The sequence below is a fragment of the Agromyces sp. NDB4Y10 genome, assembly GCF_001620055.1.
Taxonomy (GTDB): Bacteria; Actinomycetota; Actinomycetes; order Actinomycetales; family Microbacteriaceae; genus Agromyces; species Agromyces indicus.
Genome location: NZ_LQGY01000025.1, coordinates 115,947 through 133,683, shown reverse-complemented (window position 1 = coordinate 133,683; position 17,737 = coordinate 115,947). Strand labels below are relative to the sequence as shown.

The window sequence follows — 17,737 nt, the reverse complement described above, 5'->3', positions numbered from 1 at the left end:
CCTAGCCGACCGATCCTTCCATGCCCATCTCGATGAGCTTGTTGAGTTCCATCGCGTACTCCATGGGCAGCTCGCGCGCGATCGGCTCGATGAAGCCGCGCACGATCATGGCCATGGCCTCGTCCTCCTCGATGCCGCGCGACATCAGGTAGAACAGCTGCTCCTCGCTGACCTTCGAGACGGTGGCCTCGTGGCCGAGCTGCACGTCGTCGACCCGGATGTCGATCGCCGGGTAGGTGTCCGAGCGCGAGATCGTGTCGACGAGCAGCGCGTCGCAGCGCACCGTGTTGGCCGAGTGGTGCGCGTTCGCGTCGACCCGCACCTCGCCGCGGTATCCCGCACGACCGCCGCCGCGTGCGATCGACTTCGACACGATCGAGGACTGCGTGTACGGCGCCATGTGGATCATCTTCGCGCCGGCGTCCTGGTGCTGTCCCGGGCCGGCGAAGGCGACGGAGAGGGTCTCGCCCTTGGCGTGCTCGCCCATGAGGAAGATCGACGGGTACTTCATCGTCACCTTGGAGCCGATGTTGCCGTCGATCCACTCCATGGTGGCGCCCTCGTGGGCGACGGCGCGCTTGGTGACGAGGTTGTAGACGTTGTTCGACCAGTTCTGGATCGTCGTGTAGCGCACGCGGGCGTTCTTCTTCACGATGATCTCGACGACGGCCGAGTGCAGCGAGTCCGACTTGTAGATCGGGGCGGTGCAGCCCTCGATGTAGTGCACGTAGCTGTCCTCGTCGGCGATGATCAGCGTGCGCTCGAACTGGCCCATGTTCTCGGTGTTGATCCGGAAGTAGGCCTGCAGCGGGATCTCGACGTGGACGCCCTTCGGCACGTAGACGAACGAGCCGCCCGACCACACCGCGGTGTTCAGCGCCGCGAACTTGTTGTCGCCGGCGGGGATCACCGTGCCGAAGTACTCCTCGAAGATCTCGGGGTGCTCCTTCAGCGCCGTGTCGGTGTCGAGGAAGATGACGCCCTGCTCCTCCAGGTCCTCGCGGATCTGGTGGTAGACGACCTCCGACTCGTACTGCGCGGCGACGCCCGCGACGAGGCGCTGGCGCTCCGCCTCGGGGATGCCGAGGCGCTCGTAGGTGTTGCGGATGTCCTCGGGCAGGTCCTCCCAGGTCTGGGCCTGCTTCTCGGTGGAGCGGACGAAGTACTTGATGTTCTCGAAGTCGATGTCCGAGAGGTCCGCACCCCACGACGGCATGGGCTTGCGGTCGAAGAGCTGGAGCGCGCGCATGCGTCGCTGCAGCATCCACTCCGGCTCCCCCTTGAGGCGGGAGATGTCGGCCACCACCTCGGGCGACAGGCCGCGTCGAGCGGATGCCCCGGCCACGTCGGAGTCGGACCAGCCGAACTCGTACGTGCCGAGCCCCTCCAACTCGGGGCGGTCGATGAGTACGTCCGTCATGCTCTCCCTCTTCTCCTCCCGCGCACCGGCTATCAGTCCGGCCCACCCCCGCGGCCCGGTCGAGGTGCCGCTGCCGTCATGGGGTGATGTGCGGGTGGCTTCGTCGCGTACCTACAATGGCTGTTGGGTCCGCCCACGCGCTCACGCGTCGCACGGCCCCTGCCAACCAATCAAGTCTATAGGGTCGAAGGTCCCGGAGGTCCGACTCCCAGCGCCCTCCCACCGCGGCCCGGATCAGGAACGACGAGCGTGAACCGCTTCATCGCGTGGCTCCCCGACCGCATCGACCGCCGCGTGCGCGTGGCCGCGTGGCTGTCCTTCCTGGCGCAGACCATCATCATCGCGACCGGCGGCGCCGTCCGGCTGACCGGGTCCGGCCTCGGCTGCCCCACCTGGCCCCTGTGCACCGAGGACTCGCTCGTCTCCACGCCCGAGATGGGCATCCACGGCGTGATCGAGTTCGGCAACCGGTTGATGACCGGCGTCGTCGGCATCGTCGCGCTGCTCGTCCTCCTGTCGATCTGGCGCCTCCGACGCGAGCGGCGCGACCTGTGGCGGCTCGCCCTCGTCGTGGTCCTCGGCATCGTCGCGCAGGCCGTCGTCGGCGGCATCACGGTCTGGACGGGACTGAACCCGTTCATCGTCGGCTTCCACTACGTCGCGTCGCTCCTGCTCGTGTGCGTGACCGCGGCCTACCTCGTCCGGCTCCGCACGGTGCCGGGTCCTCGCGTCCTCGCGGTGCCGCTCTGGTACGCGCGGCTCGCCTACGCCTCCACTGTCGTGCTGGCCGTCTCCATCGTCTTCGGCGTGCTGACCACGGCGTCGGGCCCGCACTCGGGCGACGTCAACGCCGGCCGGACCGGGTACAACGCCGAGCTCCTCGAGCACATCCACGCCTGGCCGGGCTACGCGCTCCTGGTCCTCACGGTCGCGCTCGTCATCGCGGCGCGCCGACGGGGCCTGCCCGTGCTCGGGTGGTCGATGGTGCTCCTCGCGGTCGAGCTCGTCCAGATCGCCGTGGGCCTCTACCAGGCGCGCAACGGCCTCCCGCCGCTGCTGGTCGGCATCCACATGGTGCTCGCGGCGCTCATGGCCGCGACCATGACCGCCTTCCTGCTGCGCATGACGGAGCCGGCGCCCCTGGACGCCGCGGCGACGGACGCCGAGCTCGCGGCATCCGCCCGCTGATCGCCGGCGAGCCTCGCGGCCGCTAGAAGGGCAGCAGCGGGTCGATGCCCACCGCGAGGAACAGCAGCGACAGGTAGACGATCGAGCCGTGGAAGACCCGCATCGGCGACACCTCCTCGCCGCGGATGGCGAGGCCGTACAGGCGGTGGGTCTCGTAGATGAACCAGCCGCCGGTCGCGAGCGCCACGGCCGTGTAGAGGACGCCCATGCCGGCGATCGGCACCAGCAGCAGCGTCGCGGCGACCGTCGCCCACGCGTAGAGGATCACCTGCAGGCCGACCTGGGCGCGTCCGCGGACGACGGCCAGCATCGGCACGCCCGCGGCGGCGTAGTCGTCCTTGTACTTCATGGACAGCGGCCAGTAGTGCGGTGGGGTCCAGAGGAAGATGATCAGGAACAGGATGAACGGCGCCCAGTCGAGGCTGCCGGTCACCGCGGCCCAGCCGATCAGCACGGGCATGCACCCGGCGACCCCGCCCCAGACGATGTTCTGCGCGGTGCGGCGCTTCAGGATGAGGCTGTAGAAGACGACGTAGAGCAGGATCGCGCCGAGCGACAGCGCGGCGGCGAGCCAGTTGGTGAACACCCAGAGCCAGACGATGGACGCCGCACCGAGTGCGTACGCGAAGACGAGCGCCTCGCGATCGGTGAGCTCGCCGGTGACGAGGGGCCGGCCCTTGGTGCGCCGCATGACGCGATCGATGTCCCGGTCGATGTAGCAGTTGAACGCCCCGGCGGAGCCCGCGCTCATGGCGCCGCCGATGAGCGTGGCGAACACCAGCCACAGGTCCGGCAGGCCGCCGGCGGCGAGGATCATCGTGGGGGCGGTGACCACGAGCAGCAGCTCGATCACCCTCGGCTTCGTCAGGGCGACGTACGCGGCGACCTTGCGTCGCAGGCTCGTGGTCGTCCGTCGAGCGTCGGGCATGGTCGGTGCGGCCTGCATGAACTTCCTCTTCCGGGCGCGCGAGACTGGGCATGAGGCGCGCGCATTCCGTTCGAGTCTAGGCCATCGGCGCCCCCGGCGAGCCCGGCGCGTGGCGTACCGCGGGGTCCCGGGCGACGCGTCAAGCCCCGTCACAGAGCATGGCCGACTCCATATACTGAGGTCAGCGCGCCCGGGGCGCGGATTCGCCGTGCAACTCCACCTGACGCATGACCGGATCGGTCACCGGGCTCCACCGCGCCGTCGCGTTTCCCCGGCGGGTCCGGGAGCCGAATGGAGAGGCTCCCCGACGCCGTCACGACCGGAAGGAACCCCAACCCGTGGCAACTCTGCACTGGGACCCCATCGACGATCGCGCGGTCGACACGGCGCGCGTGCTCGCCGCCGACGCCGTGGAGAAGGTCGGCAACGGCCACCCCGGCACGGCGATGAGCCTCGCTCCCGTCGCCTACCTGCTCTACCAGAAGGTCATGCGCCGCGACCCCGCCGATCACGGCTGGCTCGGGCGGGACCGCTTCATCCTGTCCGCCGGGCACAGCTCCCTGACCCAGTACGTGCAGCTCTACCTCGCGGGCGACGGCCTCGAGCTCGAGGACCTGCAGGCGCTGCGGACCTGGGGCTCGAAGACCCCGGGGCACCCCGAGTACGGGCACACCGACGGCGTCGAGATCACCACCGGCCCGCTCGGCCAGGGCCTCGCGTCCGCGGTCGGCTTCGCCTACGCGGCCCGCTACGAGCGCGGGCTCTTCGACCCCGAGGCGCCCGCGGGCGAGAGCCCGTTCGACCACCACGTGTACGTCATCGCGAGCGACGGCGACCTCCAGGAGGGCGTGACGGCCGAGGCCTCCTCCCTCGCGGGCCACCAGCAGCTCGGCAACCTGGTCGTCATCTACGACTCGAACCAGATCTCCATCGAGGACGACACCGACATCGCCTTCACGGAAGACGTCGCCAAGCGCTACGAGGCGTACGGATGGCACGTCCAGACGGTCGACTGGAAGAAGTCCGGCCAGTACGTCGAGGACGTCGCCGAGCTCAACGACGCCGTCGAGGCCGCGAAGGCCGAGACCGGCAAGCCGTCGATCATCATCCTGAAGACGATCATCGGCTGGCCGGCGCCGAACAAGCAGAACACCGGCAAGATCCACGGTTCCGCCCTCGGGGCGGACGAGCTCGCCGCGACGAAGGAGGTGCTCGGCTTCGACCCCGAGCAGCACTTCGTCGTCGCCGACGAGGTCATCGGGCACACGCGCGGGAACGCCCGCGACCGGGCGTCCGAGGCCAAGCGCGGGTGGCAGCAGGCCTTCGACGCGTGGGCCGAGGCGAACCCCGAGCGCAAGGCGCTGCTCGACCGCCTCGAGGCCGGCGAGCTGCCGGAGGGCCTCGAGGAGGTCCTGCCCGTGTTCGAGCCCGGGAAGGACGTCTCCACGCGCGCCGCATCGGGCAAGGTCATCAACGCGCTCGCGGCGCGACTGCCCGAGCTCTGGGGCGGCTCCGCCGACCTCGCCGAGTCGAACCTCACCACGATCAACGACGCGCCGTCGTTCATCCCGACCGAGCACTCGACCCACGAGTTCAGCGGCGACCCCTTCGGCCGGGTCCTGCACTTCGGCATCCGCGAGCACGCCATGGCGGCGATCGTGAACGGCATCGTGCTGCACGGCAAGACGCGCGCGTTCGGCGGCACCTTCCTCATCTTCAGCGACTACATGCGTCCCGCCGTGCGACTTGCGGCGCTCATGGGCGTGCCGTCGATCTACGTCTGGACGCACGACTCGGTCGCCCTCGGCGAGGACGGCCCGACGCACCAGCCCATCGAGCAGCTCTCGAGCCTGCGAGCCATCCCCGGCCTGTCCGTGGTCCGGCCCGCCGACGCGAACGAGACGGCGTACGCGTGGCTCGAGATCCTCAAGCGGCGCGGCGGGCCCGCGGGCATCGCCCTCACCCGGCAGAACATCCCCGTGTTCGAGCGTGGCGAGGGCGCGGCATCCGGCGACACCCTCGCCTCGGCCGCGAACGTCGCCCGAGGCGCCTACGTCCTGGCCGAGGCCGCGTCCGGCGAGCCCGACGTGATCATCCTCGCCACGGGCTCCGAGGTGCAGGTCGCCCTCGCCGCGCGCGACCAGCTCGCGGCCGAGGGCACCCAGGCCCGCGTCGTGTCGGTGCCGAGCCTTGAGTGGTTCGAGGAGCAGGACGCCGAGTACCGCGAGTCGGTGCTCCCGGCATCCGTCACGGCTCGCGTCTCGGTCGAGGCGGGCCTCGCGCTCACCTGGCACCGCTACCTCGGCTCGCGCGGCCGCGCCGTGTCCATCGAGCACTTCGGCGCCTCCGCCGACTACAAGACCCTGTTCCGCGAGTTCGGGATCACGGCCGAGGCCGTCGTCGCCGCCGCGAAGGAATCGCTCGCCTCCGCGTGAGGACGAGCATGAAGGAGACCATCCGCATGAGCACCAACACCCCCACCGCCGCCCTCTCGGAGGCCGGCGTCAGCATCTGGCTCGACGACCTCTCGCGCGAGCGCATCACCTCCGGCGGCCTCGAGCGGCTCATCGCCGAGCGCGACGTCGTCGGCGTCACCACCAACCCGACGATCTTCGCCGCGGCGCTCGCCAAGGGCGAGGCGTACGACCAGCAGCTGCGCGCGCTCGCCGCCGACGGCGCCGACGTCGACCGGGCGGTCTTCGAGACGACGACCGACGACGTCCGTGACGCCGCCGACGCGTTCCGGCCCGTGTACGACCGCACCGACGGCTACGACGGTCGCGTCTCGATCGAGGTCTCCCCCGACCTCGCCAACGACACCGACGCGACAATCGCCGAGGCCCACCGCCTGTGGGAGAAGGTCGACCGGCCGAACGTGATGATCAAGATCCCCGCCACCAAGGCGGGCCTGCCGGCGATCACCGCCGCGATCGGCGCCGGCATCAGCGTCAACGTCACGCTCATCTTCAGCCTCGACCGGTACCGCGACGTCATCGACGCCTACCTCGCGGGGCTCGAGCAGGCCAAGGCGGCGGGCATCGACCTGTCGACCATCCACTCGGTCGCGTCCTTCTTCGTCTCGCGCGTCGACACCGAGATCGACAAGCGGCTCGACGCCATCGGCACCCCGGAGGCGCTCGCGCTCAAGGGGCGCGCGGGTGTCGCCAACGCCCGCCTCGCGTACGAGCTGTACCAGCAGCAGTTCGCGACCGAGCGGGCGACCGCGCTGCTCGAGTCGGGTGCCAACCGCCAGCGCCCGCTGTGGGCCTCGACCGGCGTCAAGGACCCGGCGCTGCCCGACACCCTGTACGTGACCGAGCTCGTCGCCCGGGGCGTCGTCAACACGATGCCCGAGAAGACCCTCGAGGCCACCTACGACCACGGCGTCGTCGAGGGCGACACGGTGACCGGCGCCTACGCCGAGGCCGGCCGGGTGCTCGACGCCCTCGCGGGCGTCGGCGTCGACTACGACGACGTCACCGAGCTGCTCGAGCGCGAGGGCGTCGACAAGTTCATCGTGTCGTGGCACGAGCTGCTCGACACCGTGCGCGCCGCCCTGGAGGCCGCGCGATGAGCTTCCGCATCTCCGTCAGCGGCGCCGCCGCCGACGCCGTCCGGCGCGTCGTACCCGAGCTCGTGGCCGACCGCGTCGCCTCCCGCATCACAGCGCTCGACGCCACGCTCTGGGGACCCGAGGCCGAGGACGAGGCGTCGAAGCGCCTCGGCTGGACCGAGGCCGTCGCCGTCTCCCGTCCGCTCCTCGGCGACATCGCCGCCCTCCGGGACGAACTGCGCGCCCAGGGCGTCGAGCACATCGTGCTGGCGGGCATGGGCGGGTCGTCGCTCGCACCCGAGGTCATCACGCGCACCGCGGGCGCGAAGCTCACCGTCCTCGACTCCACCGAGCCCGGCCAGGTGCGCGCCGCCCTCGCCGACCGGATCGGCCGCACGGCGCTCGTGGTGTCCTCGAAGTCGGGTTCGACCGTCGAGACCGACTCCCAGCGACGCGCCTACGAGCAGGCCTTCCGCGACGCCGGCGTCGACCCCGCCTCGCGCATCATCGTCGTAACCGACCCCGGTTCCCCGCTCGAGGAGTCCGCGCGCGCCGCGGGCTACCGGGTGTTCACCGCGGATGCGACCGTGGGCGGGCGGTACTCGGCGCTCACCGCCTTCGGCCTCGTGCCCTCCGGCCTCGCCGGCGTCGACCTCGACGAACTGCTCGCCGAGACGCAGGCCATCGAGCTCGCGCTCGCGGTCGACGCCGAGGAGAACCCCGGCCTCATCCTCGGTGCCGCCATCGCCGCGACCGAACCGCGCCGGGACAAGCTCGCCATCGTCGCCGACGGCACGCACATCGTCGGATTCGCCGACTGGGCCGAGCAGCTCATCGCCGAGTCCACGGGCAAGCAGGGCACCGGCATCCTGCCCGTCGTGCTCGGTGCCGACGCGCCGGAACTCGCCTCCGTCGCCGCCGACGTCCAGGTCGTGCGCCTCGTCGACGACGCGGGCACGGAGGTGTTCGTCGACGACACCGACGGCGAGATCCGCGTGTCCGGTACGCTCGGCGCGCAGCTGCTCGTCTGGGAGTACGCGACGGCGGTCGCCGGGCGCATCCTCGGCATCAACCCGTTCGACCAGCCCGACGTCGAGTCGGCGAAGATCGCCGCCCGCGGGCTGCTCGACGCCCGGCCGGAGCCCGCTCCGGCCGCCTTCGTCACCGACGGCATCGAGGTCCGCGGCACTCCCGACGTGATCGGCGCCGCGAGCGACCTGTCCTCGGCGATCGAGGTGCTCCTCGAGGAGCTGCCCGCCGACGGCTACCTCTCGGTCCAGGCGTACGTCGACCGGGTCGCGCACCCCGAGGTCGAGGAGCTCCGCGACGTGCTCGCCGCGCGCACCGGCCGACCCGTCACGTTCGGTTGGGGGCCGCGCTTCCTGCACTCCACCGGCCAGTACCACAAGGGCGGCCCGGCTCACGGGGTCTTCCTCCAGCTCGTGCAGCGCCCGGTGGAGGACCTCGCGATCCCGGAACGTCCCTTCACGTTCGGCGAGCTCATCGCCGCGCAGGCCTCGGGCGACGCGTCGGTGCTCGCCGAGCACGGCCGCCCGGTCCTGACGCTGACGCTCACCGATCCGAGCCGCGACGTCCAGGCGTTGCGCGCCGCGATCGGCTGAGTCGGGCACGCGCATGCAGCCGGTCGAGATCACGGCGACGCACAACCCGCTGCGTTCGCCCAAGGACTACCGCCTGAACCGGATCGCCGGACCGTCGAGCCTCATCATCTTCGGCGTCACGGGCGACCTCTCCCGCAAGAAGCTCATGCCCGCGGTGTACGACCTCGCCAACCGCGGACTCCTGCCGCCCGGCTTCGCGCTCGTCGGGTTCGCCCGCCGGGACTGGGAGGACCAGGACTTCGAGCAGGTCGTGCACGACTCGGTGCAGCAGTACGCACGCACCGAGTTCCGTGAGGACGTGTGGCAGCAGCTCGCCCGCGGCATCCGCTTCGTGCCGGGCGCATTCGACGACGACGAGGCGTTCGAGCGCCTGCGTCGGACGGTGGACGAACTGGACCGTGAACGCGGCACCATGGGCAACCACGCGTTCTACCTCTCGATCCCGCCGAAGTCGTTCCCGGTGGTCACCGAGCAGCTCAAGCGGTCGGGGCTCACGGAGCAGAAGGACGGCCAGTGGCGGCGGGTCGTCATCGAGAAGCCGTTCGGCTCGGACCTCAAGTCGGCGATCGAGCTGAATGACGTCGTCGCGTCGGTCTTCCCGCCCGACTCGGTGTTCCGCATCGACCACTACCTCGGCAAGGAGACGGTCCAGAACATCCTCGCGCTCCGGTTCGCGAACCAGCTGTACGAGCCGATCTGGAACGCCAACTTCGTCGACCACGTGCAGATCACCATGGCCGAGGACATCGGCGTGGGCGGCCGGGCCGGCTACTACGACGGCATCGGCGCGGCGCGCGACGTGATCCAGAACCACCTGCTCCAACTGCTCGCGCTGACCGCCATGGAGGAGCCGATCTCGTTCGACGCCGCCGACCTGCGCGCCGAGAAGGAGAAGATCCTCCGCGCGGTGCGCCTGCCGGCCGACCTCGCGACCGCCACCGCGCGCGGCCAGTACTCGGGCGGATGGCAGGGCGGCGAGAAGGTCGTCGGGTTCCTCGACGAGGACGGGATGAACCCCGACTCGACGACCGAGACCTACGCGGCCATGAAGCTGCTCATCGGCACGCGACGGTGGGCCGGCGTGCCCTTCTACCTGCGGGCCGGCAAGCGGCTCGGGCGCCGCGTGACCGAGATCGCCGTCGTGTTCAAGCGCGCGCCGCAGCAGGTCTTCGCCGACAGCCAGACCTCCCAACTCGGGCAGAACGCGCTCGTGATCCGCGTGCAGCCCGACGAGGGCGTCACCATCCGGTTCGGATCGAAGGTCCCGGGCGCCGGGATGCAGGTCCGCGACGTCACGATGGACTTCGGCTACGGGCACGCCTTCACCGAGGCGAGCCCCGAGGCCTACGAGCGGCTCATCCTCGACGTGCTGCTCGGCGACCCGCCCCTCTTCCCCCGACAGGAGGAGGTCGAGCTCTCGTGGAAGATCCTCGACCCGATCGAGGAGTTCTGGGCCACGCAGGGTCGGCCCGAGCAGTACAAGCCCGGGTCGTGGGGCCCGGACTCCGCGGACGAGCTCCTCGCCCGTGACGGACGCACCTGGAGGCGCCCATGATCGTCGAACTGCCCGAGACCACCACCAGCCAGGTCTCGAAGACCCTCGTCAAGATCCGCGAGGAGGGCGGCGTCGTCGCCCTCGGCCGCGTGCTCACCCTGGTCATCGCGACGACCCAGGAGGGCGAGGAGGAGGCCATCGAGGCCGCCAACGACGCGTCGCGCGAGCACCCGATGCGCGTCATCGTGGTATCCCGCGAGCCCGACGACGGCGATCCCGCCACGGATGACAGCCGCCTCGACGCGGAGATCCGCGTCGGCGGGGATGCGGGCGCGAGCGAGGTCATCATCCTCCGTGCCCGGGGCGACGCGGCGCAGGACGAGCAGAGCCTCGTGATGGGCCTGCTCCTGCCCGACGCCCCAGTGGTCACCTGGTGGCCCGGCGCCGCGCCCGCCGTGCCGGGCGACTCTCCGCTCGGCCGCATCGCGCAGCGTCGGATCACGGACGCGTCGACCCAGCCCGACCCGCAGGCGGCGCTGCACGCGCTCGCCGACAGCTACCAGCCCGGCGACGCCGACTTCGCGTGGACGCGCCTGACGCTGTGGCGTGCCCAGCTCGCGGCGGTGCTCGACCAGCCGCCCTACGAGCCGGTCACGGCGGTCCACGTGCGCGGATCGATCGACAGCCCGTCCACGACCCTGCTCGCGGCCTGGCTGTCCATGCAGCTCGGCGCGAGCACCGACTGCTCGCTGGTCGGGCTCGAGCACGGCTCGCACGGCATCCGCGGCGTGCACCTCGTCCGCTCGACGGGGACCATCGAACTCGTGCGCGACCAGCCCGGGGTGGCGACGCTGCGCCAGCCCGGTCAGCCCGTGCACGACGTGGCGCTCCCCCGCCGGAGCCTCCGCGACTGCCTTGCCGACGAGCTGCGCCGTCTCGACCCCGATGAGTTGTACGGTGAGGTGATCACGAGCGGCCTGTCGCTCATCGCCACGGGCCGGGACACCGACGACGAAGGAGTCACCGCATGACGAACGAGCGCCGCGTGCTCGTCCACCCCGACAAGGACACCCTGGCGGGTGCGGTCGCCGCCCGGTTCATCACGAAGGTGCTGGACCTGCTCGACGACCAGGACGTGGTGCACGTGGTGCTCACGGGCGGCAGCATGGGCGCCGCGATGCTCGAAGCGGTCCGCGACTCCTCCGCCCACAAGTCGGTGGACTGGGCGCGCGTCCACTTCTGGTGGGGTGACGAGCGATGGGTCCCCACGGGCCACGAGGATCGCAACGACCGCCAGTCGCGCGAGGCGCTGCTCGACTCCCTCGACCTGCCGGAAGGCAACCTGCACCCCTTCCCCGCCTCGGATTCCGGGATGTCGCTCGACGAGGCCGCCGAGGCGTACGCTGCCGAGCTCGGTCGGTTCGGCGCCGCCGGGTATCCGCACCCCGTGTTCGACATCGTGTTCCTCGGCGTCGGTCCGGACGGCCACGTCGCGTCGCTATTCCCGCACCGCTCCGGCATCCAGGTGGTCGACCGACCGGTGATCGCGGTCCGCGAGTCGCCGAAGCCGCCGCCCGAGCGGCTCAGCCTCACGCGCCCGGTGATCAACGCCGCCCAGCGCGTCTGGCTCGTGCTCGCCGGGGCCGACAAGGCGTCGGCGCTCGGGCTGGCACTCGCGGGCGCCAGCCGCGACGAGGTGCCGGTGGCCGGCATCAAGGGGCGGCGCCGCACGGTCTTCTTCATCGACCAGGATGCCGCGGCGGAGGTCCCCGACTCGCTCATCGCTCGGGAGTACTGAGCCGCGACCCGACCGCACGACGAAGGCCGCCCCGGATTCCGGGGCGGCCTTCGTGTTCGTCTCGCGGCGGGCGCAGCGCGCGGGCGGTCAGTCCTTGGACTGGGTGCCGCGACGCTGTCGCAGCTGCTGGAGCGCCTCCTCGAGGAGCGCCTCCGCCTCTTCCTCGGTGCGCCGCTCCTTCACGTACGCCAGGTGGGTCTTGTACGGCTCGAGCTTCGCCACCGCGGGCGGGTTGTCCTTGTCTCGCCCGGCCGGAAGGCCGGTGGACGGGCTGTCGATGACGTCGGGGATCTCCTCCTCGGGCAGGTTCGCGGCGAAGTACCGCACCGTCTCGTTGCCCTGGGCGTCCCAGTAGCTGACCGCGATGCGGTCGGCGTGGAAGCCGCGGTCCTGCTCGCCCATGGGGCCGGAGCCGACTCGCGAACCTCGGATCGCGCTGTTTCCTGATGCCACGGTGACCTCCGTCAGATACCGGCGTCGAACTTCGTGATGAGTCCGAGCACCACGATGCACGTGACCCACACGAGGCCGAGGATGATCGTGATGCGGTTCAGGTTGCGCTCCGCGACCCCGGAGGCACCGAGGTTCGAGGTGACGCCGCCGCCGAACATGTCGGACAGCCCGCCACCACGGCCCTTGTGCAGCAGGATCAGGAGCGTGAGCAGGATGCTCGTGAGGCCGAGCAGCACCTGCAGGACGACCTGGAGAATCTCCACGGTGAAACCTTTCCGGGGCATGACCAAGTGTCGAATGCCGCCAGTCGAGTATAGCCGTCCGCGTCGCCCGGCCCGCGCCGTGAGGCGGGCCGGGCGACGCGGAGCGGCGCGGATGTCGGCCGGTCAGGCCCCGACGTGCTTCTTGAAGCGGACGATGCTCGAGAACTCGTCGAGGTCGAGGCTCGCGCCACCCACGAGGGCACCGTCGACATCCGGCTCGCGCAGGAACGACGCGATGTTCGCGGCCTTGACCGAACCGCCGTAGAGGATGCGCGTGGACGCCGCGACCTCGTCGCCGGCGATCTCGCCGAGGACGGCGCGGAGCGCCGCGGCCACCTGCTGGGCCTGCTCCGGGGTCGCGGCCTTGCCCGATCCGATGGCCCAGACCGGCTCGTAGGCGACCACGAGGCCCTTGCCCGCATCGACGCCGTCGAGGGCGGCACGCAGCTGGGCGACGGGCACCGCGCTCGCGCCGTGCTGCTCGAGGTCGTCGGCCGTCTCGCCCACGCAGAGCACGGGGATCAGCCCGTGACGGTGCGCAGCCTTGACCTTCGCGTTCACGTCGGCGTCGGACTCGCCGTGCAGCGTCCGCCGCTCGGAGTGGCCGATGATGACGTACCGGCAGTCGAGCTTGGCCAGGAACGCGCCCGACACCTCGCCGGTGTACGCGCCCGAATCGTGCTGCGACAGGTCCTGGCCGCCGTAGGCGATCGGGAGGTCGTCGGCCGACACGAGGGTCTGCACCGAGCGGATGTCGGTGAAGGGCGGGAACACGGCCACCTCGGCATCGGCGAAGTCGTGCTTCGCGTCGGCCAGCGACCACGCGAGCTTCTGCACGAAGGCGATCGCCTGCAGGTGGTCGAGGTTCATCTTCCAGTTGCCCGCGATGAACGGGGTGCGGCTCACTGCCATCCGAGGACCTCCAGTCCGGGGAGCTTCTTTCCCTCGAGGAACTCGAGGCTCGCGCCTCCGCCCGTCGAGATGTGTCCGAATGCATCGTCGTCGAAGCCGAGCTGGCGAACCGCGGCGGCCGAGTCGCCGCCGCCGACGACGCTGAGGCCGTCGACCTCGGTGAGGGCGGACGCCACCGCGCGCGTGCCGGCGGCGAAGGGCGCGAGTTCGAACACGCCCATCGGCCCGTTCCAGAACACCGTCTTGGCGCCGCGGATCCGCTCGGCGAAGGCCGCTGCGGTGTCCGGTCCGATGTCGAGTCCCAGGCCGGACGCGCCGAACGCGGTCTCCTCGATCCCGTCGGCCGCCGTCACCTCGTGGGCCGCATCGGCCGAGAAGGATTCGGCGACCACGACGTCGGTCGGCAGGACGATGTCGACGCCGCCTTCCGCGGCATCCGCGAGGTAGCCCTTCACGGTGTCGATCTGGTCCGCCTCGAGCAGGCTCGACCCGACCTTGTGGCCCTGGGCCGCCAGGAACGTGAACAGCATGCCGCCCCCGATGAGCAGGGCGTCGACCCGCGGGAGCAGGTGCTCGATCACGCCGAGCTTGTCGGACACCTTCGACCCGCCGAGCACGACGACGTACGGGCGCTCGGGGTTCTCGGTCAGGCGGTCGAGCACGTCGAGCTCGTTCGCGATCAGCAGGCCGGCCGCGCTCGGGCGGAGCTGCTCGAGCTCGTAGACGCTGGCCTGCTTGCGGTGCACGACGCCGAAGCCGTCGGAGACGACCGCGTCGGCGAACTCGGCGATCTGCCCCGCGAAGGCGGTCCGCTCGGCCTCGTTCTTGCTGGTCTCGCCCGGGTTGAACCGGAGGTTCTCGAGCACGAGCACCTCACCGTCGCCGAGGGCGGCGACCTTGGCCGCCGCGTCCTCGCCGACGGTGTCGGCGGCGAACGCCACGGGGACCTCGAGGAGCTCGTCGAGCCGGGCGGCCACGCGCGCGAGGCTGTACTTCGGATCCGGCGCGCCCTCGGGACGACCGAGGTGCGAGATGACGATCACCTTCGCGCCCTGGTCGACGAGCGCGGTGATGGTGGGGACCGACGCGCGCACGCGGCCGTCGTCCGTGATGACCCCGTCCTTCAGTGGGACGTTGAGGTCGCAGCGGACGACGACGCGCGTGCCGGCGAGCGGACCCAGGGAATCGATGGTTCGGAGGGTCACGTCGTCGCGCCTCAGAGCCGCTCGGCCACGTACTCGGTGAGGTCGACGAGGCGGTTCGAGTAGCCCCACTCGTTGTCGTACCACGCCGACAGCTTCACCTGGTCGCCGAGCACGCGCGTGAGCCCGGCGTCGAAGATCGCCGAGTGCGGGTCGGTCGTGATGTCGCTCGAGACGATGTCGTCCTCGGTGTACTTGAGGATGCCCTTCAGCGGGCCCTCGGCGGCCGTCCGGTACGCCGCCTTGACCTCGTCGACCGTGACGGGACGCGAGGCGGTCACCGTGAGGTCGGTGATCGACCCGGTCGGGACCGGGACGCGCAGCGCGAACCCGTCGAGCTTGCCGCGCAGCTCGGGCAGCACCAGGCCGATCGCCTTCGCGGCGCCCGTGGAGGTCGGCACGATGTTGACGGCGGCCGCGCGGGCGCGACGGAGGTCCTTGTGCGGGCCGTCCTGCAGGTTCTGGTCGGCCGTGTACGCGTGGACGGTGGTCATGAGGCCGCGCTCGATGCCGAACTCGTCGTTGAACACCTTCGCCAGGGGCGCGAGGCAGTTCGTCGTGCACGAGGCGTTCGAGATGATGTGGTGGCTGGCGGGGTCGTACGAGTCCTCGTTGACGCCCATCACGAACGTCGCGTCCTCGTCGGTCGCGGGCGCGGAGATGAGCACCTTCTTGGCCCCGGCGTCGAGGTGCTTGCGCGCATCGGCCGCCTTGGTGAAGAAGCCCGTCGACTCGATGACGATGTCGACGCCGAGCTCGCCCCACGGCAGGTTGGCGGGGTCGCGCTCCGCGAACGCCTTGATGGGCGTGCCGTTCACGATCAGGTGCTCGTCGTCGTAGTCGACGGTGGCGTCGAGGCGACCGGTGATCGAGTCGTACTTCAGGAGGTGCGCGAGGGTCTTGTTGTCGGTGAGGTCGTTGACTGCGACGATCTCGAGGTCGGCGCCCTGGGCGAGGGCGGCGCCCTGGGCGAGGGCGGCGCGGAAGTAGTTGCGGCCGATGCGGCCGAAGCCGTTGATGCCGATCTTGACGGACACAGGTATCTCCCCTGTTGTGATGGGCGCGGCGCGCCTTCGAGATGGATCTGACCGGACGGCGGTGTCCCCGGACGGTGCCCGGGGACACCATCCGCGTTACGACAGTAGCAGCAGCCCTGAGGTCTTCTCAGTCGCCGTCTGGAGGCGCTGCTGGACGTTCTCCCAGTCCACGATGTTCCAGAACGCCTTGACGTAATCGGCGCGGACGTTCTTGTAGTCGAGGTAGTACGCGTGCTCCCAGACGTCGAGCATGAGCAGCGGGACGATGCTCGCCGGGAAGTTCGCCTGCTGGTCGAAGAACTGCACGATGACCAGGCGCTGGCCGATGGAGTCCCACGCGACGACGGCCCATCCCGAGCCCTGCACGCCGAGGGCGGTGGCCGTGAAGTGCGCGCGGAACTTGTCGAAGGAGCCGAAGTGGTCGTCGATGGCCGAGGCGAGCTCGCCGGTCGGCTTGTCGCCCCCGTCCGGCGACATGTTGGTCCAGAAGATCGAGTGGTTGACGTGGCCGCCGAGGTTGAAGGCCAGGTCCTTCTCGAGCTTGTTGACGTTCGCGAGGTTGTCGGTGTCGCGCGCCTCCGCGAGCTGCTGCAGCGCGGTGTTCGCCCCGGTCACGTACGTCTGGTGGTGCTTCGAGTGGTGCAGCTCCATGATGGTGCCGCTGATCGACGGCTCGAGCGCGCCGTAGTCGTAGGCGAGTTCGGGGAGGGTGTAGTCAGCCATTGCTTCTCCTTGTCAGCAGCCGGGTGAACCGGACCTCTGCCCGGCGGACCGCGGCTTCCTCGATCCTATGCCCGCGACCGGCGCGGGCGATGGGGTTGACGGTGTGCGACACCGGCCGTCCGTTCGCCCTGCGCGATACGGTCGCTCAGTCGACGTCGAGGTCGGCCGGCAGGTTCGCCTCGGTACCCGGAACGCCGAGCTCGATGGCGCGCTTGTCGGCCATCGCGAGCAGACGGCGGATGCGGCCGGCGACGGCGTCCTTCGTCAGCGGCGGGTCGGCGTGGTGGCCGAGCTCGTCCAGGCTCGCGTCGCGATGTGCCAGCCGCAGCTCGCCCGCGTAGCGCAGGTGCTCGGGGATCTCGTCGCCGAGGATCTCCATCGCGCGTTCGACCCGGGCGCACGCGGCCACGGCGGCCTGGGCGGAGCGCCGGAGGTTGGCGTCATCGAAGTTCACGAGCCGGTTCGCGGTCGCGCGCACCTCGCGCCGCTGGCGGAGCTCCTCCCAGTTGCGGACGGTCTCGGTCGCCCCCATGAGGGCGAGCATGCTGCTGATGGCCTCGCCGTCGCGGATGACCACGCGGTGCACGCCGCGGACCTCCCGGGCCTTCGCCGAGATGCCGAGGCGACCGGCCGCGCCGACCAGCGCCATGGCGGTCTCGCTGCCGGGGCAGGTGACCTCGAGCGCTGCAGAGCGACCCGGGTCGGTGAGGCTGCCGCGGGCCAGGAAGGCCCCGCGCCAGACGGCCGCGACGTCGTCGCGCGACCCGGTCGTGAGCTTGTTCGGGAGCCCGCGGACCGGTCGGCGCCGCGCGTCGAGGAGGCCCGTCTGCCGCGCGAGCGTCTCGCCACCGTCGAGGACGCGCACGAGGTACTGGTTCGTGCGACGGAGCCCGGCCGCGTTGATCACGGAGACGTCGGGCCGCACGCCGTAGAGCTCCCCCAGGTCACGGGTCACGCGTCGGGCGATCGCGGGCGAGTCCAGCTCGGCCTCGATCGCGATGCGCCCGGAGATGATGTGCAGGCCTCCGGCGAAGCGGAGCACCGAGGCGAGTTCCGCGGCGCGGACCGGGGTCTTGGTCACCTCGGTCCTGGCCAGCTCCTCTTTCACCTCTGCGGTCAGGGCCACGTGGTCGTCCTCTCTGT

At 70.8% G+C, this 17,737-nt stretch carries 16 protein-coding genes; 7 read left to right on the top strand and 9 right to left on the bottom strand.

The window, feature by feature from the left end; genetic code table 11:
* Window position 1 precedes the first annotated feature (1 nt).
* Window positions 2-1,420 carry a Fe-S cluster assembly protein SufB gene (sufB, locus tag AVP42_RS06755; protein ID WP_067947368.1) on the bottom strand — a complete coding sequence of 473 codons (1,419 nt, stop codon included), beginning with the start codon at window positions 1,418-1,420 and terminating at the stop codon, window positions 2-4.
* Window positions 1,421-1,669: 249 nt separating this feature from the next.
* Here sufB and AVP42_RS06750 point away from each other — a divergent pair, with 249 nt between their 5' ends.
* Window positions 1,670-2,608 (top strand): heme A synthase, encoded by a 939-nt coding sequence (locus AVP42_RS06750; protein WP_067947366.1) that lies wholly within the window; start codon window positions 1,670-1,672, stop codon window positions 2,606-2,608.
* A 22-nt stretch (window positions 2,609-2,630) separates the two neighbouring features.
* On the opposite strand, the gene AVP42_RS06745 is transcribed toward AVP42_RS06750, so the two are convergent.
* Window positions 2,631-3,536: a heme o synthase gene (locus AVP42_RS06745; RefSeq protein WP_157356751.1), complete on the bottom strand. Its 906-nt coding sequence runs from the start codon at window positions 3,534-3,536 to the stop codon at window positions 2,631-2,633.
* Window positions 3,537-3,874: 338 nt separating this feature from the next.
* On the opposite strand from AVP42_RS06745, the gene tkt reads away from it, so the two are divergent.
* From tkt to pgl, 6 genes are read left to right on the top strand one after another with little or no spacing between them, the layout of a single operon-like run.
* On the top strand, window positions 3,875-5,971 hold the full coding sequence (gene tkt, locus AVP42_RS06740; RefSeq protein ID WP_067947362.1) for a transketolase: 2,097 nt from the start codon (window positions 3,875-3,877) through the stop codon (window positions 5,969-5,971).
* Window positions 5,972-5,997: 26 nt separating this feature from the next.
* Window positions 5,998-7,110, top strand: coding sequence for a transaldolase (gene tal, locus AVP42_RS06735; RefSeq protein WP_067947428.1), 1,113 nt, complete (start codon window positions 5,998-6,000; stop codon window positions 7,108-7,110).
* Entirely contained in the window at window positions 7,107-8,711 is a 1,605-nt protein-coding gene (locus AVP42_RS06730; RefSeq protein WP_067947360.1) for a glucose-6-phosphate isomerase, read from the top strand. The genes tal and AVP42_RS06730 overlap by 4 nt, the downstream gene beginning before the upstream one ends.
* Before the next feature lie 13 nt (window positions 8,712-8,724).
* Window positions 8,725-10,266, top strand: coding sequence for a glucose-6-phosphate dehydrogenase (zwf, locus tag AVP42_RS06725; RefSeq protein ID WP_067947357.1), 1,542 nt, complete (start codon window positions 8,725-8,727; stop codon window positions 10,264-10,266).
* The gene (locus AVP42_RS06720; protein WP_067947356.1) at window positions 10,263-11,237 is read left to right on the top strand and encodes a glucose-6-phosphate dehydrogenase assembly protein OpcA; all 975 of its coding nucleotides are present in this window, start codon (window positions 10,263-10,265) and stop codon (window positions 11,235-11,237) included. Before zwf ends, AVP42_RS06720 begins: the two co-directional genes overlap by 4 nt.
* Entirely contained in the window at window positions 11,234-12,004 is a 771-nt protein-coding gene (pgl, locus tag AVP42_RS06715) for a 6-phosphogluconolactonase (protein WP_067947354.1), read from the top strand. Before AVP42_RS06720 ends, pgl begins: the two co-directional genes overlap by 4 nt.
* Before the next feature lie 87 nt (window positions 12,005-12,091).
* On the opposite strand, the gene AVP42_RS06710 is transcribed toward pgl, so the two are convergent.
* From AVP42_RS06710 to whiA, 7 genes are all read right to left on the bottom strand, one after another.
* A complete protein-coding gene (locus AVP42_RS06710) occupies window positions 12,092-12,457 on the bottom strand; it encodes an RNA polymerase-binding protein RbpA (RefSeq protein WP_067947352.1) in 366 nt (121 codons plus the stop codon).
* Between the two features lie 11 nt (window positions 12,458-12,468).
* Window positions 12,469-12,720, bottom strand: a complete 252-nt coding sequence (secG, locus tag AVP42_RS06705) for a preprotein translocase subunit SecG (RefSeq protein ID WP_067947350.1) — start codon at window positions 12,718-12,720, stop codon at window positions 12,469-12,471.
* Window positions 12,721-12,843: 123 nt separating this feature from the next.
* Complete coding sequence (tpiA, locus tag AVP42_RS06700) at window positions 12,844-13,632, bottom strand: triose-phosphate isomerase (protein WP_067947348.1); 789 nt, start codon at window positions 13,630-13,632, stop codon at window positions 12,844-12,846.
* The gene (pgk, locus tag AVP42_RS06695; protein ID WP_067947346.1) at window positions 13,623-14,837 is read right to left on the bottom strand and encodes a phosphoglycerate kinase; all 1,215 of its coding nucleotides are present in this window, start codon (window positions 14,835-14,837) and stop codon (window positions 13,623-13,625) included. Before pgk ends, tpiA begins: the two co-directional genes overlap by 10 nt.
* 11 nt (window positions 14,838-14,848) lie before the next feature.
* Window positions 14,849-15,871 (bottom strand): type I glyceraldehyde-3-phosphate dehydrogenase, encoded by a 1,023-nt coding sequence (gap, locus tag AVP42_RS06690; RefSeq protein ID WP_067947344.1) that lies wholly within the window; start codon window positions 15,869-15,871, stop codon window positions 14,849-14,851.
* Between the two features lie 96 nt (window positions 15,872-15,967).
* Complete coding sequence (locus tag AVP42_RS06685; protein WP_067947342.1) at window positions 15,968-16,594, bottom strand: superoxide dismutase; 627 nt, start codon at window positions 16,592-16,594, stop codon at window positions 15,968-15,970.
* A 145-nt stretch (window positions 16,595-16,739) separates the two neighbouring features.
* Window positions 16,740-17,720: a DNA-binding protein WhiA gene (whiA, locus tag AVP42_RS06680; RefSeq protein WP_067947340.1), complete on the bottom strand. Its 981-nt coding sequence runs from the start codon at window positions 17,718-17,720 to the stop codon at window positions 16,740-16,742.
* Between the last annotated feature and the right edge of the window lie 17 nt (window positions 17,721-17,737).

Bases quoted from the DNA above. Each gene is read 5' to 3' on its own strand.
- sufB (WP_067947368.1), bottom strand. From the start codon at position 1,420: ATGACGGACGTACTCATCGACCGCCCCGAGTTGGAGGGGCTCGGCACG.
- AVP42_RS06745 (WP_157356751.1), bottom strand. From the start codon at position 3,536: ATGCCCGACGCTCGACGGACGACCACGAGCCTGCGACGCAAGGTCGCC.
- tal (WP_067947428.1), top strand. From the start codon at position 5,998: ATGAGCACCAACACCCCCACCGCCGCCCTCTCGGAGGCCGGCGTCAGC.
- AVP42_RS06730 (WP_067947360.1), top strand. From the start codon at position 7,107: ATGAGCTTCCGCATCTCCGTCAGCGGCGCCGCCGCCGACGCCGTCCGG.
- zwf (WP_067947357.1), top strand. From the start codon at position 8,725: ATGCAGCCGGTCGAGATCACGGCGACGCACAACCCGCTGCGTTCGCCC.
- AVP42_RS06720 (WP_067947356.1), top strand. From the start codon at position 10,263: ATGATCGTCGAACTGCCCGAGACCACCACCAGCCAGGTCTCGAAGACC.
- pgl (WP_067947354.1), top strand. From the start codon at position 11,234: ATGACGAACGAGCGCCGCGTGCTCGTCCACCCCGACAAGGACACCCTG.
- tpiA (WP_067947348.1), bottom strand. From the start codon at position 13,632: ATGGCAGTGAGCCGCACCCCGTTCATCGCGGGCAACTGGAAGATGAAC.
- AVP42_RS06685 (WP_067947342.1), bottom strand. From the start codon at position 16,594: ATGGCTGACTACACCCTCCCCGAACTCGCCTACGACTACGGCGCGCTC.